The organism is Allobosea sp. 05L423, assembly GCF_056397745.1.
Map to the genome: position 1 here is coordinate 153,048 of NZ_JBFTOA010000004.1, position 21,963 is coordinate 175,010.

The 21,963-nt window shown below is 65.7% G+C and carries 21 protein-coding genes; 8 read left to right on the forward strand and 13 right to left on the reverse strand.

The genetic code is table 11. The annotated features are described in order from the left end of the window. Window positions 1-168 precede the first annotated feature (168 nt). The 6 genes from ltaE to AC1DNE_RS13310 form a co-directional block, all read right to left on the reverse strand. Window positions 169-1,215 (reverse strand): low-specificity L-threonine aldolase, encoded by a 1,047-nt coding sequence (gene ltaE / locus AC1DNE_RS13285; RefSeq protein WP_441470217.1) that lies wholly within the window; start codon window positions 1,213-1,215, stop codon window positions 169-171. A gap of 74 nt (window positions 1,216-1,289) precedes the next feature. After that, window positions 1,290-2,669: an L-serine ammonia-lyase gene (locus AC1DNE_RS13290; RefSeq protein ID WP_476841087.1), complete on the reverse strand. Its 1,380-nt coding sequence runs from the start codon at window positions 2,667-2,669 to the stop codon at window positions 1,290-1,292. A 750-nt stretch (window positions 2,670-3,419) separates the two neighbouring features. Next, complete coding sequence (gene ureC / locus AC1DNE_RS13295; protein ID WP_441470215.1) at window positions 3,420-5,123, reverse strand: urease subunit alpha; 1,704 nt, start codon at window positions 5,121-5,123, stop codon at window positions 3,420-3,422. A 1-nt stretch (window position 5,124) separates the two neighbouring features. Further along, complete coding sequence (locus AC1DNE_RS13300; protein WP_441470214.1) at window positions 5,125-5,436, reverse strand: urease subunit beta; 312 nt, start codon at window positions 5,434-5,436, stop codon at window positions 5,125-5,127. A gap of 9 nt (window positions 5,437-5,445) precedes the next feature. Then, window positions 5,446-5,748: an urease subunit gamma gene (gene ureA, locus AC1DNE_RS13305; protein ID WP_441470213.1), complete on the reverse strand. Its 303-nt coding sequence runs from the start codon at window positions 5,746-5,748 to the stop codon at window positions 5,446-5,448. A gap of 29 nt (window positions 5,749-5,777) precedes the next feature. After that, window positions 5,778-6,758 carry an urease accessory protein UreD gene (locus tag AC1DNE_RS13310; protein ID WP_476766637.1) on the reverse strand — a complete coding sequence of 327 codons (981 nt, stop codon included), beginning with the start codon at window positions 6,756-6,758 and terminating at the stop codon, window positions 5,778-5,780. A 262-nt stretch (window positions 6,759-7,020) separates the two neighbouring features. Between AC1DNE_RS13310 and AC1DNE_RS13315 the strand changes: the two genes are divergently transcribed. The 7 genes from AC1DNE_RS13315 (at window position 7,021) to AC1DNE_RS13345 (ending at window position 12,856) form a co-directional block, all read left to right on the forward strand. Further along, a complete protein-coding gene (locus AC1DNE_RS13315) occupies window positions 7,021-7,557 on the forward strand; it encodes an urease accessory protein UreE (protein WP_476766638.1) in 537 nt (178 codons plus the stop codon). A gap of 42 nt (window positions 7,558-7,599) precedes the next feature. Then, window positions 7,600-8,250, forward strand: a complete 651-nt coding sequence (ureG, locus tag AC1DNE_RS13320) for an urease accessory protein UreG (protein ID WP_476766639.1) — start codon at window positions 7,600-7,602, stop codon at window positions 8,248-8,250. A 3-nt stretch (window positions 8,251-8,253) separates the two neighbouring features. Beyond that, window positions 8,254-8,949 carry an urease accessory protein UreF gene (locus tag AC1DNE_RS13325; protein WP_476766640.1) on the forward strand — a complete coding sequence of 232 codons (696 nt, stop codon included), beginning with the start codon at window positions 8,254-8,256 and terminating at the stop codon, window positions 8,947-8,949. A 103-nt stretch (window positions 8,950-9,052) separates the two neighbouring features. Next, complete coding sequence (gene nikR / locus AC1DNE_RS13330) at window positions 9,053-9,490, forward strand: nickel-responsive transcriptional regulator NikR (protein WP_476766641.1); 438 nt, start codon at window positions 9,053-9,055, stop codon at window positions 9,488-9,490. Between the two features lie 94 nt (window positions 9,491-9,584). Further along, the gene (locus AC1DNE_RS13335; RefSeq protein ID WP_476766642.1) at window positions 9,585-11,111 is read left to right on the forward strand and encodes an ABC transporter substrate-binding protein; all 1,527 of its coding nucleotides are present in this window, start codon (window positions 9,585-9,587) and stop codon (window positions 11,109-11,111) included. Then, the gene (locus AC1DNE_RS13340) at window positions 11,112-12,068 is read left to right on the forward strand and encodes an ABC transporter permease (RefSeq protein WP_476766643.1); all 957 of its coding nucleotides are present in this window, start codon (window positions 11,112-11,114) and stop codon (window positions 12,066-12,068) included. It abuts the gene before it with no gap. Beyond that, window positions 12,062-12,856, forward strand: coding sequence for an ABC transporter permease (locus tag AC1DNE_RS13345; protein WP_476766644.1), 795 nt, complete (start codon window positions 12,062-12,064; stop codon window positions 12,854-12,856). The genes AC1DNE_RS13340 and AC1DNE_RS13345 overlap by 7 nt, the downstream gene beginning before the upstream one ends. Window positions 12,857-13,099: 243 nt before the next feature. On the opposite strand, the gene AC1DNE_RS13350 is transcribed toward AC1DNE_RS13345, so the two are convergent. The 6 genes from AC1DNE_RS13350 to AC1DNE_RS13375 form a co-directional block, all read right to left on the reverse strand. Then, window positions 13,100-14,119 carry an amidohydrolase family protein gene (locus AC1DNE_RS13350; protein ID WP_476766645.1) on the reverse strand — a complete coding sequence of 340 codons (1,020 nt, stop codon included), beginning with the start codon at window positions 14,117-14,119 and terminating at the stop codon, window positions 13,100-13,102. Then, entirely contained in the window at window positions 14,116-14,958 is an 843-nt protein-coding gene (locus tag AC1DNE_RS13355) for a citryl-CoA lyase (RefSeq protein ID WP_441470203.1), read from the reverse strand. The genes AC1DNE_RS13350 and AC1DNE_RS13355 overlap by 4 nt, the downstream gene beginning before the upstream one ends. Continuing rightward, complete coding sequence (locus AC1DNE_RS13360) at window positions 14,955-16,181, reverse strand: CaiB/BaiF CoA transferase family protein (protein WP_441470202.1); 1,227 nt, start codon at window positions 16,179-16,181, stop codon at window positions 14,955-14,957. Before AC1DNE_RS13360 ends, AC1DNE_RS13355 begins: the two co-directional genes overlap by 4 nt. A 23-nt stretch (window positions 16,182-16,204) precedes the next feature. Then, on the reverse strand, window positions 16,205-17,233 hold the full coding sequence (locus tag AC1DNE_RS13365) for an ABC transporter substrate-binding protein (protein ID WP_441470201.1): 1,029 nt from the start codon (window positions 17,231-17,233) through the stop codon (window positions 16,205-16,207). Between the two features lie 42 nt (window positions 17,234-17,275). Continuing rightward, window positions 17,276-18,040, reverse strand: coding sequence for an ABC transporter permease (locus AC1DNE_RS13370; protein ID WP_441470412.1), 765 nt, complete (start codon window positions 18,038-18,040; stop codon window positions 17,276-17,278). A gap of 88 nt (window positions 18,041-18,128) precedes the next feature. Further along, window positions 18,129-18,914 carry an ABC transporter ATP-binding protein gene (locus AC1DNE_RS13375; protein WP_441470200.1) on the reverse strand — a complete coding sequence of 262 codons (786 nt, stop codon included), beginning with the start codon at window positions 18,912-18,914 and terminating at the stop codon, window positions 18,129-18,131. Between the two features lie 173 nt (window positions 18,915-19,087). On the opposite strand from AC1DNE_RS13375, the gene AC1DNE_RS13380 reads away from it, so the two are divergent. After that, entirely contained in the window at window positions 19,088-19,786 is a 699-nt protein-coding gene (locus tag AC1DNE_RS13380; protein ID WP_441470199.1) for an IclR family transcriptional regulator, read from the forward strand. A 259-nt stretch (window positions 19,787-20,045) separates the two neighbouring features. On the opposite strand, the gene AC1DNE_RS13385 is transcribed toward AC1DNE_RS13380, so the two are convergent. Beyond that, window positions 20,046-21,884, reverse strand: coding sequence for a GH39 family glycosyl hydrolase (locus AC1DNE_RS13385; RefSeq protein WP_441470198.1), 1,839 nt, complete (start codon window positions 21,882-21,884; stop codon window positions 20,046-20,048). Window positions 21,885-21,963 lie beyond the last annotated feature (79 nt).

A 21,963-nucleotide genomic window follows, 5' to 3' on the forward strand; every position in this document is an offset into this window, starting at 1 on the left:
CTCCCGAGCGGGTGCACTAGGTTTCGGCCCCCCGGCTATCGGGAATGTGCGTCCATTCGTGGCTCCTCTCCGTGATGCAGCTCACACAGCCGCGAGCTGCAAAGCGACAACCGACGATCTCCATAGACTCCGCTTCAGAAATCACAAAAACTTATCTTTTACAGAGAGTTAAGCGTGTAATCTGGAGTCGGAAGTGAGCTTCAGCCTGTCGAAGAAGAGCTCGCAGGCCTCGGCGACGCGCCCTACGGATTCGTCATCGACGTCCAGATGGGTGACCCAGCGCAGCGTTCCGTAGCGCCCGCTGACCGCGATACCGCGACTGCGCAGAAACTCGACGAAGGCGCCGACGTCGAGCCCCTTGGGCGTCATGAACACCATGTTCGTGCGTGCCGATCCTGCGCCAAGGTCGGGGAAATGCGCGAGCACCGCCGCGAGATCCGCGGCGCGCCGATGATCTTCGCTGAGCCGTGTGACGTTGTGCTCCAGCGCGTAGATCGCGGCCGCAGCGATCACGCCGGTCTGGCGCATGCCGCCGCCCAGCATCTTCCGGATCCGGCGGGCCTTTTCGATGAACTCCTTCGGGCCGACGAGGATGGAGCCGATCGGCGCTCCCAGGCCCTTGGAAAGGCACAGGGACACGGTGTCGAACTGCCCGGCGATCCAGGCGGCATCGCGGTTGCTCGCCGCGGCCGCGTTCATCAGGCGGGCGCCGTCGAGATGGGTCGCAAGGCCGCGCGAGCGGGCGAGCCCTGTCGCAGCCTCCAGATAGGCATCGGGCAGGACGAGGCCGTTGAAGGTGTTCTCCAGCGCCAGCAGCCGGGTGATCGCGAAGTGAAAGTCGTTCGGCTTGATCGCGTTGGCGATGGCCTCCAGCGCGATCGTTCCGTCCGGCTCGTTAGGCAGGGGCTGCGGCTGGATCGAGCCCAGCACGGCCGCGCCGCCGCCTTCCAGCCGATAGGTGTGGGCCATCTGGCCGACGAGATACTCCTCGCCGCGGCCGCAATGGGCCATCAGCCCGGCGAGGTTGGCCTGCGTGCCGGTGGGGAAGAAGAGGGCGGCTTCCTTCCCCAATCGCTCGGCGGTCATGGCCTCCAGGCGCTTGGTGGTCGGGCAGTCGTCATAGACGGCGTCGCCAACCTCAGCCGCAGCCATGGCAGCACGCATCCCCTTGTCGGGGCGCGTGACCGTATCCGAACGGAAGTCATCCACCAGCATCGATCAGATCCTTTTTGACTGTGAGTTTGCCGCAGCGAGGGCCCCGCTGCGGGCGGTATGCGAAAAGACGCGGCTCAACATTCGGGCAAATTGACCGCCAAGCCGCCGAGGCTGGTTTCCTTGAAACGCTCGTTCATGGCTTCGCCTGTCTGCCGCATGGCCTCGATGCAGTTGTCGAGCGGCATGAAATGCGAGCCGTCGCCGCGCAGGGCGAGCGATGCCGCCGCGACGGCCTTGATGGCGCCTATTCCGTTGCGTTCGATGCACGGCACCTGGACGAGGCCCGCCGCAGGATCGCAGGTCATGCCGAGATGGTGTTCGAGGGCGATCTCCGCGGCATTCTCGATCTGTGCCGGCGATCCACCCAGCACGCCGCAGAAGCCGGCGGCTGCCATCGCGGCTGCGGAACCGACTTCGCCCTGGCAACCTGCCTCGGCTCCGGAGATCGAAGCGTTGTGCTTGATCAATCCGCCGATGGCCGCAGCCGTGAGCAGGAAATCGGTGATCTTCTCGGGTTCCGCCCCGATGCAATGATCCAGATAATAGCGCAGCACCGCGGGCACGACGCCTGCGGCGCCGTTGGTCGGGGAGGTCACCACCCTGCCGCCGGCTGCATTCTCTTCGTTCACGGCCATTGCGTAGACGCTGAGCCAGTCCGCGGCCGCGTGAGGCTGGGAGCGATTGGCCTGCCGCTCGGCAATGAGCTGCCGATGAAGTCTCGCCGCTCTCCGCCGCACGCGCAGCCCGCCCGGCAGTTCGCCGTCCTGGTTCAGGCCGCGTTCGATGCACCCATTCATGACCGACCAGAGGCGGGCGAGACCGCGTTCGACCTCTTCGGGCGGCTGGAGGTGGATCTCGTTCGCGCGCTTCATCTCCGCGATGGACAGCCCGCTCTCTTGCGCCATGCGCAGCATCGTCGCCGCGTTCGCGAAGGGATAGGGCCAGGATGCCGCCTCCGTCGCGGACGGCGGCGCCTCGCGCTCCTGTGCCGTCACCACAAAGCCGCCGCCGATCGAATAGTAGGTCTCGCTCAACACCACCGCCCCGGTGGAATCGCGAGCAGACAGAACGAGCCCGTTTGCATGACCGGGCAAGGGCGGCCCGTAGTCGAAGACGATGTCGGTGGCTGGATCGAACGCGAGCGGCGGCAGTCCCTCGAGGTGCAGGAGATGACTGCGACCGAGTGCCTCGAACTGACGCTCCGCCGCGTCGAAATCGAACTCGGCCGGCGTCCAGCCGAGAAGGCCGAGCGTCACGGCACGGTCCGTGGCATGGCCCTTTCCCGTGAATGCGAGCGAGCCGTACAGCGTCGCCCCGACTGCCGCCGCGCGACCACGAGCGGGGCATCGGCGCAGGAGGTCCAAGAAATGCCCCGCAGCCGTCATCGGCCCCATCGTATGCGAAGACGAGGGGCCGATGCCGATCTTGAAGACGTCGAAAACGCTCAGGAACATTCTGCGACTCCTGTCGAACTCGATCTTGCGCGATGCGCGCGAACGAGGATCCGCGGCCGTCGCCTAACCTCAGACAGCGATCGCCATACCGTCGCGCTGTGGATCGGCTCCACCCGAACACGTCCCATCGACAATCCCGATCGCATGGAGTGCGGCGAAAGGGAATGTCTGGGCCGAACGCCTGACGTCGTATCCGGCGCCGGTGAGTTCGGTGCTGACGCAGCGGCGAATGTCGTTGGAGATGCCGATCGCGTTCGAAACGGCCATGATCCATAGAGAACGCGGAATCCAATCGGATCGGACCGCGATCTGATCGGCGCATGCTCTGGAATTGCAGAAGCGGCCGTTCGCCTTTGGCCGTCAATGCACGGCTGTTCGCTGCAGACGAAGCGATCGGGGTGTCCCTTTCGGTGGGGTCGTCATGGATCGAACGCGGTATCGTCCGCTCTTCCTCGGCGCGGCGGACGAACGACACCGTCCGGCGCCGGATCGACCGTTCGACGCTCTCGGCATGCGGGAACACTCCCATCCAATCGGGATGCGGCTCGACGACCGCAGCCAGCAGGCACATCACGCCGTAGATGCAGGAATATGCGCGCCTTCCTTCCGAAAACGAGCGCGGGCGAAAGTCGGGCTGATTGCAGCGCAGGGCGGCTGAATGGTCCTGCCGGGGAGGGACGCGGGAGGTTCAACGCGGCTTCGGGGCCCGGCTTGGCACGGCCAGGCGGCCATGCCGAGCCCGTGGGGACTTCAGAACAGGAAGTAGCGTTGGGCCATGGGAAGCGAAGCCGCCGGCTCGCAGGTGATGAGCTCACCGTCGATGCGCACCTGATAGTTCTGCGGATCAACCTCGATCTTCGGCGTCAGCGAATTGTGGATCATGTCCTTCTTGCGGACGCCGCGCGTGCCTTTCACCGCCACCAACTGCTTCTGCAGATTGAGCTTGTCGCCGATCTTGTCGTCGAGTGCCGCCTGCGAGACGAAGGTGACCCCGGTCTTGCCGCGCGCCCGGCCGAGGATGCCGAACATCGGCCGGTAATGCACCGGCTGCGGCGTCGAGATCGAGGCGTTCGGGTCTCCCATCGGCGCGGTGGCGATCATGCCACCGATCAGGACCAGCGATGGCTTGACGCCGAAGAAGGCCGGCTTCCAGAGCACGAGGTCGGCACGCTTGCCGATTTCGACCGAGCCGACCTCATGGGCGAAGCCATGCGTGATCGCGGGATTGATCGTGTATTTGGCGACATAGCGCTTGCACCGGAAATTGTCGTTGCGCTCGCTGTCCTCGGGCAGCGGTCCCCGCTGAACCTTCATCTTGTGCGCAGTCTGCCAGCAGCGAAGCGTCGTCTCGCCGATGCGGCCCATGGCCTGCGAGTCCGACGACATCATCGAGAAGGCGCCGAGATCGTGGAGGATATCCTCCGCCGCGATCGTCTCCTTGCGGATGCGCGACTCGGCGAAGGCGACATCCTCCGGAATCTGCGGGCTGAGATGGTGGCACACCATCAGCATGTCGAGATGCTCGTCGATGGTGTTGATCGTGTAGGGGCGGGTCGGGTTGGTCGAGGACGGAAGGATGTTCTCCTGCCCCGCCGCGGTGATGATGTCCGGTGCATGGCCGCCACCGGCACCTTCCGTATGGAAGGAGTGGATGGCGCGGCCCTTCATCGCCGCGAAGGTATCGGCGACGAAGCCGCTCTCGTTCAGCGTGTCCGAATGCAGCGCGACCTGGACGTCCATCTCGTCGGCAACCGTCAGGCAGTTGTCGATCGCGGCCGGGGTCGTGCCCCAGTCCTCGTGCAGTTTGAGGCCGATGACGCCGGCCCGAACCTGCTCGCGCAGCGGCTCCGGCAGGCTGGCGTTGCCCTTGCCGAGCAGGCCCACATTGACTGGCAGGTCCTCGATCGCCTCCAGCATGCGGTGGATGTACCAGGGCCCCGGTGTAACGGTGGTGGCGAGCGTGCCGACGGAAGGCCCCGTGCCGCCGCCGACCAGCGTGGTCGTGCCACTGTTGAGCGCCTCGTCCGCCTGCTGCGGCGCGATGAAATGGATATGGCTGTCGATGCCGCCCGCGGTCAGAATCTTGCCTTCGCCCGCGATGACGTCGGTGCCCGGGCCGATGACGATGTCGACGCCGGGCTGGATGTCGGGATTGCCAGCCTTGCCGATCGCGGCGATGCGCCCGTCCTTGATGCCGACATCCGCCTTCACGATCCCCCAATGGTCGAGGATGACCGCGTTGGTAATCACGAGGTCCACGACCTCGGCGGCATTGCGCTGGCCCTGGCCCATGCCGTCGCGGATGACCTTGCCGCCGCCGAAGGTGACTTCGTCGCCATAGACGGTGCGGTCTTCCTCGATCTCGATCACCAATTCGGTGTCGGCGAGGCGGATGCGATCGCCCTTGGTCGGGCCGTAGAGGGACGCGTAGTTTTCGCGGGTGATGCGCACCATCTCAGGCCTCCAGCTTTCCCATGACCCTGGCGTTGAAGCCGTAGACGATCCGGTCGCCGGCGAGCGCGACGAGCCGGACCGTCCGCAGTTGTCCGGGCTCGAAGCGCACGGCCGTCCCGGCGGGAATGTCGAGCCGGAAGCCTCTCGCCGCCTCGCGGTCGAAGTGCAGCGCCGCATTGGTCTCGTAGAAATGATAGTGCGAACCGACCTGGATCGGCCGGTCGCCGGAATTGGCGACGTCGATCGACCGGGTTTCGCGCCCGGCATTGAGCTCGATCTCGCCGTCCTCGATGAAGAATTCACCTGGGATCATGTCGCAACCTCACGGAATGGGGCTGTGGACGGTGACCAGCTTGGTTCCGTCCGGGAAGGTGGCCTCGACCTGGACGTCGTGGATCATCTCGGGGACGCCCTCCATCACGTCCTCGCGCGTCAACAGGGTCGCGCCATAGGACATCAGATCCGCCACCGTGCGGCCTTCCCGCGCGCCTTCGAGGATGGCCGCCGAAATATAGGCAACCGCTTCGGGATAGTTCAGCTTGATCCCGCGCGCCTTCCTTCGTTCCGCCAGCAACGCTGCCGTGAAGAGGAGGAGCTTATCTTTTTCACGTGGAAGAAGTTCCATCGCCTTCCCTCGCTCAGCGGCTAGAGTGTCTAGGTTGCCCAGATGCGCGGCGCGCTCGCGGCCTTGCCTTGGCCCAGCGTCCGCAGCCTATCCCATGCACGGACGAACAGCGCCTTGCCGTCCGCGACCCGCGGCCCGAGGTAGCGGCACACCACCACCTGTTCGAGCTGGCTGACTGAAAAGGTGCCCGGGGCGCTTTCGCCGATGGCGGCCTGTACCTGCTCCGCCGCGTCGTTAGGAACTGCCCCGGCATAGACCATCGTGCCCCATGTCGGCTGCCCGGCCAGCGCAAATGCTGCGCGGAGGAGGGCGGATCCGCCGGCGAGTTCGATCCGCTCGAACCAGATCGGCTTGCCGTCCCGCGTGATCTCGACGCGTTGCCTGAGTCTTCCCGTCTCGAAACGCTCATCGGCGGCAGGACGGCCCAGGCAGAGAAAGTCCCACCCGACATAGGTGGCGTCGGCCGCGAGCGACACCTTGGTCTCGATGCAGGCATCGGCACCATCGAAAAGGATCGTTTCCTGCGGCAGGTATTCGCAGACCGCCCCGGCCCCGGCCTCGATGGAGGTCGACTGCGTGCTGCTGTCCTGGTCGCTGCGGTAGAATTTCGTCGCACCGGGCGTCGTCAGCACCACGCGCGCTTCGGCATCGAGATGAAAACGCAGGTCGAGCCTGTCGCCGCCCGCAACGCCACCCGGCGGATGCAGCAGATAGACATGGCAGGTTCCATCCTTTTCCGGATGGAAGGGGCGCTGCACGACGAGCGGGCCGAGATGGCGGCGGCGCATGAGGCGGCTCTTGCCGGCATTCGACGCGAACCACAACTCCAGCTCGGCAAGCCAATGGCTCGGCTGCGCGACATGGCGTGCACGCTCGTTCATATCGGCAGGTAACCGCGCAGCTTCCGAATGCGGAACTGCCATGGTCGCATTCATGAACCGCTCTTCAGCCAAATCGTTCAAGTGTTTTGGATCAAAAACAAGCTCAATTGAAGCCGGGTTGCGTCGCATGGCTTCGGCAGCGCAGCAAATAAAAGCGGCAATCGGCGGTCAGATAGCTCAAAAATTGCCCACAGCCCCATTTCAATACAGTCTACTTCACGCTGGCTGACTGCCGCTCCGTCGAGCATCGAAATGGTTCCCGACTGGATACTAGTGCAGCTGCGCTCTTTGCGTTAACTCCTAGCGAGCCTTCATTGCGGAAGCGTCACTGGAGCCCCTCCTGTCGTTTCGCTGAAGGCCGGGCACCACATCAGCCAGGGCGGGATGTCGAATGTTGAAAGCGGTAGCCGTCAGGCGCGCATCGCAGATGGGGACGAGCCATGAGCCGGTGCTTGGCAGGGCGGTCCTTCAGCACGACGAGCGTCACCTGCGTCGCCGGGCGATCGAACTGGTCGATGGCCGGAAGATCCTGGTCGATCTCCCCGAGACGGTCGTGCTGACGGCCGGTGACGAGTTGCTGCTGGAAGGAAGCGGCGTCATCGAGATCGCGGCCGCGAGCGAGCCCCTTTACGCCATCCGCGGCCAAGATCCCGTCCATGTCACGGAGCTCGCCTGGCATATCGGCAACCGTCACCTCGCCGCGGCCATCGAGGCGGACCGAATCCTGATCCTGCGCGATCATGTCATCAAGGCGATGCTCGAGGGACTTGGCGCCAGGGTCGAGGAGATCGTGGCGGAGTTCAATCCGGTTCGCGGCGCCTATTCCGGTCACGGCCACTCGCATGGCGGTTCGGGGCATCATCATGGGGATGGCGAGCACCATTCCCATCCCCATACTCACGGGGAGCAAGGTCACCATCACGGCTGAAGCCGTGGAGCGCCGATCCCGCAAGCCGAGGCATTTGCACCGATGACATCCAAGAACGGCCCCCTCCGCGTCGGTATCGGCGGCCCCGTCGGGTCGGGCAAGACGATGCTGACGGAGAAATTGTGCAAGGCGATGCGGGAGGAGTTCTCCATCGCCGTCATCACCAATGACATCTACACCAAGGAAGATGCGATGATCCTGGCACGCCGGCAGGCGCTGCCGGAAGACCGGATCGTCGGCGTCGAAACCGGCGGCTGCCCGCATACCGCGATCCGCGAAGACGCTTCGATCAACCTGCAGGCGATTGCCGAGATCAACCGGAGGATTCCCGGTCTCGATATCGTCTTCATCGAGTCCGGCGGGGACAATCTGGCGGCGACCTTCTCGCCCGATCTCGCCGACCTGACGCTCTACGTCATCTCGGTTTGCCAGGGTGAGGAGATCCCCCGCAAGGGCGGGCCGGGGATCACGCGCTCCGACTTCCTGATCATCAACAAGAGCGACCTTGCGCCTTATGTGAATGTCGACCTCGACGTGATGCGCGCGGACGCGGCGCGGATGCGTGGCACGCGCCCCTTCGGCTTCACCGACCTCTCCCGCGGCAAGGGGCTCGAAGACGTCATAGACTTCATCGTCGAATATGGCGGCCTGTCGGAAAGCCGTCGCAAGGAGCATGGCTTGGCAGAAAGCTGATCGATGGACTCGGCTTCAACTTCACCAGCCGGCCAGGATACGATCCCGCTGCATCTGCTGCGCCTGGTCAGTCAGGGCCTGCCCGTCGGCGGCTTCTCCTATTCCCGCGGCCTTGAGGCGGCCGTTCAGGCCGGTTGGGTCCTGAACGAGGCAACGGCGCGCGACTGGATTCTCGGCACGCTCCGGACGAGTGTCGCGCAGCTGGACGGCGCCCTGTTCTGGCGCATGGCGAATGCTCTGGAAGCCGGCGACCGGGAAGGCTTCCGCGCGGCGAATGCCTGGCTCGCGGCGGGGCGAGAAAGCCGCGAATTCCAACTGGAGGACAGACGCCTGGGCGAGGCGCTCCTGCGCCTCCTCGTCGATCTCGAGGTCCCCGCCGCCTCATACCATCGCGGTGGCGAACTGACCTTTTCGGGCGCTTTTGCGCTGGCCGCCCATCATTGGCGCATCGCTCCTGCTGCGGCGCTGAGCGGATTGCTGTGGGTCTATGTCGAGGGACAGGTGAACGCGGCGATCCGGCTGGTCCCGCTCGGCCATACCGCGGGACAGCGCATCCTCGTCGAGGCCGTCGATGCGATCGAGCAGGCGGGCACCCGCGCCCGATCGGTCCGCGACGACGAGGTCGGCAGCCTGTCCCCGGCCTTGGCCATGGCAAGTGCCTGGCACGAGACGCAGTATAGCCGCCTGTTTCAATCCTAGCGCACGGCAAGACAGGCGTCTGACGCGAGCGATCTTCGTCTCGCAATTGCCCGGTGCTCGCTCTACTTTGCAGCCGATCCGCTGGGTCAGAATTGGGGTAAAGGTGGAACGGATCACGATTACCATCGATGCGGATCTGCTCGCATTCGTCGATACGCTGAGCGCCTCGAAAGGCTATGGCAGCCGTTCCGAGGCGATCAGGGACATTCTGCGACAGGCGGCCCGCGTGGAGGCCAACGCCGATCCCGACGCACCCTGCTTCGCGACGCTTGCCTACGTTTTCGATCACGAGACGCGAGATCTCGCACGCCGGCTGACGAACCAGCAGCACGACCATCATGATCTCTCGGTCGCGACCCTGCATGTTCATCTCGACCGGCATGAATGCCTGGAAGTCTCGGTGCTCCGCGGTTCCAGCGGCGAGGTCCGCGCCTTCGCCGACAGCGTCACCAGCCAGCGCGGCGTCCGGCATGGCCATCTTCAGATCGTGCCCGATGCGACCGCGGCCGACGACAAGCATCCTCACGAGCACGATCACTGAGCATTCCGGGCGTCCCGTTGCTTAACATTTCGGCGATACAGCCTTCCGCGCATATCGTATGAGTTTTCTATCCAAACCTCATACGATATGCGTCATGCTTCGTGCCCATCTGCGCACCCTTGCTCTGGCCGCGACCCTGCTCGCCGCTTCCTTCGCCGCGGCACATGAGAAGCCGCTACGCGTGGCCGAGATCTGGGAAATCCCGACGCTCGATCCCTCTCAGGACGGCACCCTGATGAAGGAAAAGGCGATGGTCACCGAGACGCTGGTGGCCGGCAATCCGGATTTCACTCTCGGTCCAGGGCTGGCGCTGTCATGGACGCGCGAGAGCGACACAGTCTGGCTTTTCAAATTGCGGCCGGGCGTGAGTTTCCATGACGGCTCGCCGCTGACGGCCGGGGCGGTGGTCGCGAGCCTGTCCGACACGCTGAAGCGCAGCGGCTCCGTCAGGAGCTACACCAAGATAGCCGATCTGGAGGCGCGCGACGCCGGCACCGTCGCCATCACCACCTCCGAGCCGTTCCCGGCGCTGCCCGCGGCATTGGTGTATTCCAGCGCGGCGATCGTATCTCCAACGTCACCCCGGTCGGACGACGGCGCGATCGAGCGCCCGATCGGCACCGGCCCCTTCAGGATCACGGCCTGGCAACCGGCCGCGCAGAGCTTCACCGTCGAGCGCTTCGACGGCTATTGGGGCGAGAAGCCCTCGATTCCCGCGATCAATTTCCGCGGGATTCCCGACCCGACCACCCGGTCGCTCGAACTGCAGAAGGGCAGCGTCGATTTCGCCTCGGAGGTCCCTTACGGCGACCTCGACGTGCTTGCGAGAAAGGGTTTCACCGTCTCGCGCAACGTCACCGCCCGCAACTATGTGCTGAGCTTCGGCAGCCTCAAGGATACGCCCTTCGCCGATCTCCGTGTCCGCAAGGCGCTGTCGCTCGCCATCGATCGGGAGGAGATCGCGCAATACGTCTTGTTTGGCATGGGCCGCGCCGGCATCGGTGCCTTCCCGGACACCATGGCTTTCGCCGACAGGTCCATCGTCGTGCCGAAGCCCGATCTGGCGGGAGCCCGAAGGCTCCTGACGGACGCCGGATATGCGCCTGGGGCGGGCGGCGTCATGACGAAGGACGGCAAGCCGCTCGGCTTCACCCTTTACACCTATGCGCAGCGGCCGGGGCTCGTGCCGATCGCCGGGGCGCTCCAGAACCAGCTCCGCAAGCTGGGGGCGCCCGTCGAGATCAAGGTGACGACCTTCTCCGCGATCGCCAGGGAGATGAAACCCGGCGACGCCAAGCTCGCCGCCCTGGCCACGGCCATGTATCCGCATCCGGATTTCTACCTGCGCCAGACCTATCATTCGCGGGGGGCGATCAACAGCTGGGGCTACGCCAATGCGCAGGTCGACCACGACCTCGCGACAGTGCTTTCGACGCATGACGAAGCCGAGCGCACGGCCGTCTATAACCGCGTTCAGCGCATCGTGGCCGAGGAGGAGCCGTGCCTGACCATCGCTCATTATGGCGTCAACGTCGTGATGAAGCCCGGCATCACCAATTACGCCTTCAATCCGATCGCCCACGACTACATGCTCGATCCGCGCATGAAGGTCGCCCACTAGATGACGGCCTATGTCCTCAGGAGGTTGGCTCTGGCGGTTGCGATCGTCCTGTGCGCCACCTTCCTGACCTATGTGCTCCTGCGTCTGGTCCCGGGAGAGCCGGCGGAGGTGATCCTCACGCGGGTCTTTATCCAGGACCAGACCGCGGCCGTCTCGCAGGCGGACGTCGCAGCCATTGCCGGGCGCTTCGGGCTCGACGCTCCGCTGGTCGTGCAATATGGGCGCTGGCTCCTCGGCGCCGTGAGCGGAGACCTCGGCCATTCGATCCGGACCGGTCGCCCGGTCGCGGTCGAAATCGGCTGGCGGCTCTCCGCGACCGGGCTTCTCGCTTTCTTCGCGACGCTTCTGTCGCTCGTGCTGACCTTCGCCCTCGTCGCCTTGAAACGCGCGGTTGCGACACCGCTCGCCGCCCGGGGACTCGAGTTTCTCGCCGTCGGCTCGGTTGCGCTGCCCACCTTCTTTCTCGGCGCGCTCCTGATCATCGTCTTCGCCATCGGACTTGATTGGCTGCCGGTCAGCGGTTTCGCGGATTGGACGCATCTCGTCCTGCCGGTCGCCGTCCTGGCGCTCGGCCAGTTCGGCTTCAACGCCATTCTTCTGGACGATGCCCTGAGCGACGCTTTCGGCGCCCCTCATATTGCGACCGCGCGAGCGAAGGGGTTGGACGAGGGCAGGGTGCTATTCGTCCACGCCCTGCCCAACGCGCTCGTGCCGTTGATCCCCTATCTCGCGCTGCAATTCGCCTTCCTGATCGGCGGCGTGGTGGTGGTCGAGCGCCTGTTCTCGATCCCCGGCCTGGGCGGCTACCTGACCGATGCCCTCGACAGCCATGACGGCCCGGCCTTCCTTGGCGCGATCGGCGTCATTGCGCTGACGGTTTCCATGGTCAACCTCGCCGCGGATCTGGCCGTCGCGCGGATCGATCCGCGCATCAGGCTCGACAGGCCCGCGTGTTGAAACGGCATTGGCGGGCGGGGCGGGCGCGCATCCTGCTGGCGGCGCTCCTGCTGGTGCCGATCGGCTACGGACTGATGCGCGATCCTCTCGACGGCTCGCTCCGCGCCAGCCTGCGGCCGCCCGGGGCGGAATTCCTGCTCGGGACCGACCATCTCGGCCGCGACGTGCTCGCCCGCATCGCACATGGCTTCGTGCTCGATGTCTGTCTGTCGCTGGCCATCGCGGCGTTGTCATTCGCGATCGGCCTGGGCATCGGCATGCTGGCCGCCGCGATCGGCGGGCGGCTCGACCGCGCCCTGACCTTTGCGATGGACGTGCTGACTGCGCTGCCGCAGATCGTGATCGCGCTGATCCTTTCCGTTTATCTTGGCGGTGGAGCGCTGTCGCTCGTTCTCGCCCTGTCGATGGCCGGGTGGGTGAAATATGCGCGGATCGCCCGGGCCACGACGTACTCGCTCCGGGAGCGCGAATTCGTCACCGCCGCCCGGGCTGCAGGGGGGAGGCGCCTCTATCTCCTCAGGAGGCATATCCTTCCCCAACTCCTGCCTGTCTTCACCGGCCTGCTTCCGCTACAGTTCGGGCACAACATCCTGAACATTGCCGCGCTCGGATTCCTCGGCATCGGTGTCGCTCCCCCGACTCCGGAATGGGGAGCGATGATCGCCGACGCACGACCGTATTTCTCGCGTGCTCCCTGGCTCGCGATCGCGCCCGGCGTGTTTCTTTTCCTGCTGACAGCTTTCGCCCTCTCGATCGCACGCAGCGTCAACAGGCGTCTGGCGTCCTAGTGTCGGCCGCCAGGATCGTACGCCCTCGCGGTCGAAACGACGAGCTCGGAGCGACCGGGATCATCGCGCTTCCCGTAAGTCGACGCACCAAGTGCCCGATATAGGCAAATTGCGTTGAAGAAGTCCGCCGCAATACTTCTGTTCTTCTGCGGGTAGTGTCGCCAGCTATAGGGGAGGGTGTTCTTGAGGCATGAGGGCGGGAATGCCGATCGAGCCACACCATTCGCTTCCGCGCCGCCCCCGCTAGAGGCGATAGATGCGCGTGGCCGTGTCCGAAAACAGCGACGACCTGTCGTCGGCGGAGAGGTCCGCCGTCAAGCGCTTGAAGGCGTTCCAGCCTGCCGCGCAGGCGTAAGAGCCACGGTCCACGGGTGCGTTGCTTTCCAGCATGCAGCGCCTCGGTTCGAAGGCCTCGATCGCGGTTTCCACATAAGGCCGCCACGCGTCGGCGAGCGCGCGTGAATCGGGCGGCCGCGTTCCTCGCTCGAAGCCGAACCCGTTGATCCGCATCCCGAGGCCGCCGATCTTGGCGACCACGTTCGGGCAGCGGGCGAGGTTGCGGATCGCGCGCTCCCAGACCTGGAACAGATCGTTACGCCGCCCCTGATAGGCACCGGCGCCGAGGATGCCGCCGAGATGGTCGAGTACGATCGTCGTCTCCGGGAAGGAGTGCGCCAGCGCCGTCAGTTCGTCGAGCTGCGGCTGGAACAGCCAGGCGTCGAAGCTTAGCCCGAGCGGTGCCAGCCGGGCGAACCCTTCCCGGAAACGGGCGTCGCCGAGCAGGCCGGGCGGGCCGGCGCTCAGCGGGTTCATCAAGGTCGGGTCGGCGTCCCACACCGTGATGTGACGGATGCCACGGAACCTGCCGCACCCCTTCTCCAGATGCGCGAGAAGAACGTCCTCGACCGCCGCGCCCAGGCGCAGATCGGCATGGCCGACGATGCCGGAGCACAGGGCAGGCTGGTCCGGGCCGAGCCGCTCCGCCTCGGCCGCGATATAGGCGGTCTCGCCGACCGGGCGCAGATGCACCGGCTGGGTTGCATCATAGGCTGTCTGACATTGCATGAAAACGGAGGCGACGATGCGATGGCCGCTCGCGGCGAGCTCTGCCTTGTAATCGTCGATCAGGAATCTCCAGCCCGGCCGGTCCCAGAGATGGTGATGGGCGTCGACGATTGGCAGTTCTGGTTCGAGCGCAGCCTCCGGTGCCTGCGCCAGCCAGTCGGGGCGCAGCGGCAGATAATTGGCAACCGGCGCGTTCATCGCTCGCGGCTGGGCACGGGCCGTCGTGACGGCCCGTCGTAGCGATAGGCGAAGCTGCGCGGGATCGGCCCCTTGTTGCGCTCGCCGCGTCCGCTCTGCTCCCAGGCATGGGCGAGGATGCCGACCGCCCGCGACAGACAGAACACGCCGCGCGCGAGCGGCGCGGCGAAGCCGAGCTCGCCATAGATCACCGCGGTGGCACCGTCGATGTTCATCGGGATCAGCCGCCCCTTGCGCCGCTCCAGGCAGCGTTCGACCGCTCGTGCGGCCGTTGCGTAGCGGCCGGTGATGCCGCCCTTGCCGACCGCGGCGTCGACGAGTGCCAGCAGGCGGCCGGAGCGTGGGTCGACCGGGTGGAAGCGGTGTCCGAAGCCGGGCAGGTACTTGCCGCGCGTCGCGATAAAGGCATCGATCGCGGCTGCTGCCGCATCGTCCATGCCACAGCCCGCCGCACATCTCGCCAGCAGCTCGTCATAGAGTTCGAGCGCCTGCTCGCCTGCTCCACCATGCACGTCATCGAGGGTGTTGAGCGCGGAGGCCAGCGCTCCGTTCAGCGGCAGCCCGCAGGACACCGCCATGCGCGAGATGGCGATGGAGGGCGCATGCGGGCCGTGGTCGACCGAGGCGACGAGCGCGGCCTGAAGCAGTTGCTCCTGCTCCGGGCTCGGCAGCTCGCCGCGCAGCATCAGCCAGATCATCGCCGGAAAGGAGACGGCGCCGATCAGCTCCTCGATCGGATAGCCGCGAAAGGCGATGCGGCCCGGCGCGATGTCCGCGATCCCTGTCGACCAGTACTCGGCGATCTTGTCACGATCCGAGGACGGAGCTTCACCGTTCATGCTGCGCTCCTGTGCCGTTCGCAGCCGACGATCCGGCGCGCGATCAGGCTCTCGATCTCGTCTTCGCCATAGCCAAGGCGCCGCAGCCAGGCGGTCGTGTCCGCCCCAAGTGCGGGCGGGTGTGCCGGCGGCGCGAACGGCTCGTCCAGCAGGAAACCTGGCCGGGTCACGCGCAGCGGGCGACCGCCGCGGCCCTGGGCATCGACGGGCTCCACGAAGCCGCGCTGCGCCACCTGTGGCTCCGCCATCACCTCCGGCACGGTGAGGACGCAGCCCGCCGGCACGCCGGCAGCGTTCATCAGACGCTCCCATTCGCGTGCCGGGCGCGTGGCGAGCGCCTGTTCCAGCGCCGCGGTCAGCGCCCGGCGATTGTCCTTGCGGGCCTGGCGGGATGCGAAGCGCGGATCGTCGATCAGCTCGGGCCGTTCGATCAGGCGGCACAGCGCCTCGTATTGCTTCTGCTCGTTGGCCGCGATGTTGAGCGGCCCGTTCGCTGTCCGGAAGGTCCCGGACGGGGCGGCGGTGAAGTTTTCGTTGCCGATCGGCTGCGGATCGACATCGGCATTGAGATGGTTCGACACGACCCAGCCCATCGCGGCGAGCGTCGATTCGAGCAGGGACACGTCGATGAAGCGACCCCGCCCGCTCTGCTTCTGATCGACGAGCGCCGCCGAGATCGCGAAGGCAGCGGTCAACCCGGAGATCGTGTCGGAGATCGGAAAGCCGGTGCGAAGCGGGGCGCTCTCCTCATCGCCGGTCACGCTCATGACACCGGAGAGACCCTGCACGATCTGGTCGTAGGCCGGGCGCCCCGCCCAGGGCCCGGTCTGGCCGAAGCCGGAAATCGCGCAGTAGACCAGGCGCGGATTGACCTGCGACAGGTCGTCATAGGCGAGGCCCAGCCGCTTCATGACGCCGGGGCGGAAGTTCTCGAGGACGACGTCGGCGGTGGCGACGAGCCGCAGGAAGACCTCGCGACCCTCCGGCGCCTTGAGATCGAGCGCGATCGACTGCTTGTCGGCATTGACCGCGACGAAGGAAAGGCCGGAGAGGCGTGCCGCCATCTCGGGATCGGCGCCAAGCTTGCGGGCGAGGTCGCCGCCGTCCGGCTTCTCGATCTTGATCACCTCGGCGCCCAGGCGGGCGAGGTTGTACCCGCAGAACGGGCCGGCGAGCACGTTCGAGAGGTCGAGAACGCGCACGCCCGCAAGTGGCATAGTCATCTTCTGTCTCCGGCTGCGCGGGATTATTTGCCGATACGCCTTGCGGCTTCGTCGGCGAACTTGTTCGTGTAGGTCTTGGAAAGGTCGATACCGGCGGCGGCGATCGCCGGATCATAGGCGGTGAGCACCGACAGCGGCGTCTTCAGGGTTTCCGGCGCGAACCGGCCATCCTTGGAGAACAGCCCGGTCGAGGCGCGCATGATCTCGATGTTGAGCTGGCGATCGTCGAGCTTGTACGCCGCCGGGATCGCATCGACGACGGCCTCCGGGCTGTTCGAATGAATCCAGCGCACGGTCCGCAACATGGCGTTGGCGAGGCGCTGCACGGTTTCCGGATTCTTGTCGATGTAGCTCTGGTTGAGATAGAGGCAGGCCGTCGGATAGACGCCGCCGAAGGCCTTCTTCGACCCTTCCTCGGTGCGGCCGTCGAACAGGATTTTCACGGCGTTCTTGCGGGTCAGGATGGTCGCGGTCGGGTCGTAGAAACCCAACACGTCGACCGCCTTGCTTTCGAGCGCCTTCATGCCCGGGGCGCCGCTGCCGACGCCGATGAACTCGACGTCACGGGGCCCAAGCCCGTTCACCTTGGCGTAATAGCGCGCGATCATGTCGGTCGACGAGCCCGGCGTGGTGATGCCGACCTTCATGCCCTTCAGGTCGGCGCCGCTCTTCACCTTGTCCCCGAGATCGGCGCGGACGCCGAACACGATGCCGGGGACGTCGTTGAGCAGAAAGACGCAGGAGATATCCTTCTTCTTCGCCTGCATCTGGATGGTATGGTCGTAGAAGCCGACCACGCCGTCGACCGAGCCGCCGACCAGTGCCTGCAGCGCCTTGGCGCCACCGGCCTGGAAGTTCTGGATCGTGACGTCGAGGCCTTCCTTCTTGAAGTTCCCGAGGGAGTCGGCGAGCGCCAGCGGCATGTAGTTGAGAATGGCGGAGCCGACGGCGAGGCTAACCGCCTTGTTCTCGGGGTCGGCGGCGCGCGTAGCGCCCGCCGGGAGAAGCAGCGCGAGGGCGAGGGCCGCAGCCCGGCTTGCGAACGATGTCATCTGTTTCCTCCTGCTCGATTATGTTTGTCGTTGCGATGCGGGTCAGGCGTCGTCGAGCGACGGGGCCGGACGCCAGACGAGGAGCCGCTTTTCGAGGCGGTCGACCACGAGATCGAGGCACACCACGAAGACGGAGAGCACGACGATGCCGGCGAAGACGCCGGTGGCGTCCATCACGCCCTCGGCCTGCGCGATGATATGGCCGAGGCCCATCGAGGAACCGAGATATTCGGCGACCACCGCTCCCATCACCGCCATGCCGACCGAGACGCGGAGCGACGACAGGATCCAGCTCATGGCCGATGGGATGTAGACGTGCCGCAGCAGCGAGAGCTTGCTGGCCCGCAGCAGGCGGGCATTGGCCAGCACGACCGGATTGACCTCGCGCACACCCTGATAGGTGTTGAAGAAGGCGATGAAGATCACGATCGTCATGCCGAGCGCGACCTTGGAAGCGAGCCCGAGGCCGAACCAGATCACGAAGATCGGCGCCAGCAGCACGCGCGGGATCGCGTTGAAGACCTTTATGATCGGCTGGATGACGTCGGCCGCGAAGCGCGAGAGGCCGAGCCAGATGCCGAGCGCGGTACCGCCGGTGACACCGAGCACGAACGACAGGACGGTCTCGAGCAGGGTGATGCCGAGGTCGCGCCAGATGTCGCCCTCCGCGAACCATTGCGCGATGCGCCCGAGGATGGCCGAGGGGGCCGGAAAGAAGAACGGGTCGATCATGCCGCTTCTGGCGCCCGCTTCCCAGGCGGCGAAGAAGCCACCGATCAGCACCAGCCGGGTCAGCCTGATCTTCATGCGATAGGCGGAAGCGGCGCTGCGCCGGCGCGCCTCGATGGCATCCTCGGTGGTGTCCACTGGCGGCGCGAAGGCGAGCGTCTGCGACTTACTGGACGACATAGCTCTTCTCCACTTCGGCACCGAGGAGATTCCAGATCTCTCGGTAAAGGCTGACGAAGGCATCGGTGGTCGCCAGCGCCGAGACGTCGCGCGGCCGCGGCAGTGTGATGTTGACCTCTCCGATCACGCGGCTGGCGGGGCCGGCTGACATGACCACGACCCGGTCTGCAAGGGTGATCGCCTCGTCGAGATCGTGGGTGATGAAGACAAGCGAGCGGCGGTCCGCCTGCCACAGATCCAGCAGGATCCGGTGCATCAGACGACGGGTATGCACGTCGAGAGCCGAGAATGGCTCGTCCATCAGGACGATGCGCGGTTCCATGATCAGCGTCTGCGCCATGGCGACGCGCTTGCGCTGCCCGCCCGAGAGCTGGTGAGGATAGCGCTTCTCGAAGCCCTTCAGGCCGACCCGGGCCATCCAGATCTGCGCCTTGGCTCGAGCCTCTTCCTTGTTCATGCCGCGAAAGATCAGGCCCAGCGCGACATTGTCCTCGGCGGTCTTCCAGGGAAGGATCGCTTCCTGCTGGAGCATATAGCCGCTGTCGCCGTTCAGGCCCTGGAGCGGTTTGCCGAACACGGTGACCTCACCGGCGGCCGGCCGAAGCAACCCGGTGACCACGTTGAGGATGGTCGACTTGCCGCAGCCGGTCGGCCCGACCACAGCCACGAACTCGGTGTCGCCCACGGTGAGATTCATGTTGCCGACGGCGGTGAAGGCGCCAAAGCGCACAGCGACGTCGTGCAGCCGAACAGCTGCTGTCCCCTCTGTCATCGTTCCTCCTGATAGAACATCATTCTATTTTGTCGCGCTTCTAGCAGGGCCTGGATGGTCGCGTCAAGAGGGTTTCGCTCAACAGAACGGAAAAAGCTCGTGAGCCTTGGCTTCTTGCATGATGATGCAAACTGCGTTCTACTAGACAGAACGATCTTGATGACGAGGTAGACATGTCCGAACCCGGCACGAAACGGGAGGGAGTCGACGCGGTGGAGCGGGCGCTGGCCATTCTCTCGGCCTTCAGCGAGCAGGCCCAGGAGCTGAGCCTTGCCGAGCTGGCCCGGCGGACGGGGCTCTACAAGAGCACGATCCTGCGGCTGGCGGCCTCGCTCGAGCACACCCGCTTCCTCACGCGCGGGGGTGACGGTACCTTTCGCCTGGGGCCCGAGCTCTGGCGGCTAGGCTCGCTCTACCGGCGCAGCTTCGATCTCGGCGAATATGTCCGCCCGACGCTGCGCGCCCTGGTCGAGGCAACGCAGGAGACGGCCTCCTTCTACATCCGTGACGGCGATCAGCGCATCTGCCTCTACCGGCTCAACTCGCCGCGCTCGGCCCGCCATCACCTCGATGAGGGCGTGCGGCTGCCGCTCGGCCGCGGCGCCGCCGGGCGCGTGCTGCTCGCCTTCACCGAGCTCCACGACCCTTCACTGCAACCAATCAGGGACGCTGGCCTGGTGATTTCGCGCGGAGAGCGCGATCCCGACGTGGCGGCGGTATCCGCGCCGGTCATCGACAGTGCCGGCCATCTGCGCGGCGCGCTCTCGCTCTCGACGCTGATGAGCCGCTTCGACGAGGCGGCTCAGCACAAGCTGGCGGAAGCCATCGTGCCGGCAGCGAAAAATCTCGCGGCGCGGCTTCCGGCCGAATGACCAGGGCTTTGCCGGCGGCCACCGCGCAACTTGCAGAGCCGAGAGGGGCCTGACACGGTTGTCTTCGGCAAGTGGCGTGGACCCCGCCCAATCCGCCAGAAGCAGACTATCGTTCAAACGATAGTCTGCTTTGGGCAGGAAGCGGGCTTCAGGCACACCAGAGTCCGCTTCTGCCGGGAATATCGCGGTCGGGCCAGCCTGACGAGGTTGCTCCGTCTTGCCGGTCGCGCGTCTGAGAACTCGCCGATATCGAGCGCTCTCAGGCTGCCGCAATGGAGTTGCTGTCGGCGCTGACACGGCCGAACAGATCGCGGGCGCGGATGCGGTAGAAGCCGGTCGCGTCGCGTGGATCAAGATAGACGCTCGAGAGCAGGCCGGCCGGGTTGATCACCTGCCAGGGGCCGCTTTCCTGCGCGCTCCAGAGCACGTCGAAGAGCTGGATGCTCTCGTATGGCGCCGGCTCCCAGAACAGAACGCGGTTGCTGCCGTTCAGCCCGCCAAAGACCTGGAGGCGGGGAGTGGAGGGCGCCGCGGGCGCGGCATCGACGCGTCGGACGAGCGCGGCCAAGGCTACCGACGGCAGCGGCATGTCGAGCTGGACCTCGTGCCGCGTCGCAGCGCCGCCGATCTGGAGATGCTCGACGGTCAGGGCGGGCTCCTGCGCCAGGCGCATCGCTTCGAGCTCCGCAGCACCCGGCAGGTCGGGCGCGCCGAGATCCTCCCAGACGGTGAAGGGATCGCCCTTGCCATGGGCGATGCGGAAGGTGGCGAGCGCATAGGCACCGGGCTGCAACCCGGAAAAAGCGAGTTCCACTGTGCTCTCGCCAGACTGCCAGATGCGGTCGACGCTGTTGTAGAGGAGCACGCTCGCGCCGGACGGCTCGGAGGCGCTTCCCAGCGCCGTCGCGATCGCGCCGAGGCCGCTGCGGTCGGGGTCGAGGCCCTGGCCGTCGAGTGTGAATCGGCGCTCGCTCAGCAGGCCGAGCAATTCCATGACGCTGAGCGCCGGCTTCTTGACCAGATCGAACGGCTCGGGCTCTGCCCGGCGCGCTTCCAGCGCAGCGATGTCGGTCTTGTGCTCGGCCTGAGCGGCGCGCACCGGGCGCTTCCCGAAATAGGTCAGATGCGTGCGGTGCCCCCAGTGGCCGACGAAGCCGTTGTCATTGCTGAGGACCTCGTAGTCGACGCCTTCGCCATCGATCATCAGGCGCTGGTGCTGGTCGATGATCTTGGCGGCGAGCCCGGCGAAATAGGGCATGCCGTGCCAGGTATGGTAGAGATGCCAGCCGATCTGCGGGTCGCATTCGTCATTGACGAAAGGCAGGTTGGCGAAGCGCGGATGATGCTCGCGGATATAGTCGACCGCCATCATCTCGTGCCGGATGATGGCGAGGCTGTTCGGCGTCAAATCCTCGGCATGCTTCTTCACGCCCTTCTCATGCACCGAGATGAAGTCGAGCCGCATGCCGGTCTCGCCGGTGAAGAGATTGGTGCCGGTGTCGCAATGGGCGAGGAAGCTCTTGAAGATCGGCGGGATGCGCCGGGCGACGCCGGGGCCGCCGAGCCTGAGCTGGGGATCGACCGCCTTCAGCGCCTCCGAGCAGGCGTCGTAGTAGTTGTTGAAGCCGGTCTCGCCGCCGAGCTTCCACCAGATGTCGGGCTCGTTCCAGGTCTCGAAATACCACTGGCGCAGCTCGTCCGCGCCGTAGCGTGCACGGTAGCGCTCCGCCATCTCACCCATGAAGTCGCGCCAATGATGCGCCTGCGCGACGTCGTTGAAGTCGGTGTAGATGTAGGAGGGATTGCCCATCAGCTCGAAGAACGGACGGATGCGGTGCTCGAGCATGACGTCGATGGCCGCATCGAGCCGCGACCAGTCGTATCGGCCGAAAGACGACGCGGTGACGAGATCGAGCATGTAGTGCACGCGCATGTATTCGATGCCGCGATTGGGCACGGCGCCGACATAGGCGAGCGTCTGCCGCATCTCCGGCTCCAGCAGCAGCTCGGCCGGTGAAAAGCCCGTGCTGCGCCAGAAGCGCCGGAACCGCTTGGTCGGGGCGGCGAGGTCGATGTCTATGCGGGTCTTTTCGGACATGACGGGTCCTTCGCTGATAGCGGAGTTAATTTGTTGCCGGCTAATTTTAATGAGATCGAAACCTCAGCCCTCATCCTGA

Coding starts and splice junctions, on each gene's coding strand:
- ltaE (WP_441470217.1), bottom strand. CDS start 1,215: ATGCTGGTGGATGACTTCCGTTCGGATACGGTCACGCGCCCCGACAAG.
- AC1DNE_RS13290 (WP_476841087.1), bottom strand. CDS start 2,669: ATGTTCCTGAGCGTTTTCGACGTCTTCAAGATCGGCATCGGCCCCTCG.
- ureC (WP_441470215.1), bottom strand. CDS start 5,123: ATGGTGCGCATCACCCGCGAAAACTACGCGTCCCTCTACGGCCCGACC.
- AC1DNE_RS13300 (WP_441470214.1), bottom strand. CDS start 5,436: ATGATCCCAGGTGAATTCTTCATCGAGGACGGCGAGATCGAGCTCAAT.
- ureA (WP_441470213.1), bottom strand. CDS start 5,748: ATGGAACTTCTTCCACGTGAAAAAGATAAGCTCCTCCTCTTCACGGCA.
- AC1DNE_RS13310 (WP_476766637.1), bottom strand. CDS start 6,758: ATGCGACGCAACCCGGCTTCAATTGAGCTTGTTTTTGATCCAAAACAC.
- AC1DNE_RS13315 (WP_476766638.1), top strand. CDS start 7,021: ATGTTGAAAGCGGTAGCCGTCAGGCGCGCATCGCAGATGGGGACGAGC.
- ureG (WP_476766639.1), top strand. CDS start 7,600: ATGACATCCAAGAACGGCCCCCTCCGCGTCGGTATCGGCGGCCCCGTC.
- AC1DNE_RS13325 (WP_476766640.1), top strand. CDS start 8,254: ATGGACTCGGCTTCAACTTCACCAGCCGGCCAGGATACGATCCCGCTG.
- AC1DNE_RS13335 (WP_476766642.1), top strand. CDS start 9,585: ATGCTTCGTGCCCATCTGCGCACCCTTGCTCTGGCCGCGACCCTGCTC.
- AC1DNE_RS13340 (WP_476766643.1), top strand. CDS start 11,112: ATGACGGCCTATGTCCTCAGGAGGTTGGCTCTGGCGGTTGCGATCGTC.
- AC1DNE_RS13350 (WP_476766645.1), bottom strand. CDS start 14,119: ATGAACGCGCCGGTTGCCAATTATCTGCCGCTGCGCCCCGACTGGCTG.
- AC1DNE_RS13355 (WP_441470203.1), bottom strand. CDS start 14,958: ATGAACGGTGAAGCTCCGTCCTCGGATCGTGACAAGATCGCCGAGTAC.
- AC1DNE_RS13360 (WP_441470202.1), bottom strand. CDS start 16,181: ATGACTATGCCACTTGCGGGCGTGCGCGTTCTCGACCTCTCGAACGTG.
- AC1DNE_RS13365 (WP_441470201.1), bottom strand. CDS start 17,233: ATGACATCGTTCGCAAGCCGGGCTGCGGCCCTCGCCCTCGCGCTGCTT.
- AC1DNE_RS13370 (WP_441470412.1), bottom strand. CDS start 18,040: ATGAAGATCAGGCTGACCCGGCTGGTGCTGATCGGTGGCTTCTTCGCC.
- AC1DNE_RS13375 (WP_441470200.1), bottom strand. CDS start 18,914: ATGACAGAGGGGACAGCAGCTGTTCGGCTGCACGACGTCGCTGTGCGC.
- AC1DNE_RS13380 (WP_441470199.1), top strand. CDS start 19,088: ATGTCCGAACCCGGCACGAAACGGGAGGGAGTCGACGCGGTGGAGCGG.
- AC1DNE_RS13385 (WP_441470198.1), bottom strand. CDS start 21,884: ATGTCCGAAAAGACCCGCATAGACATCGACCTCGCCGCCCCGACCAAG.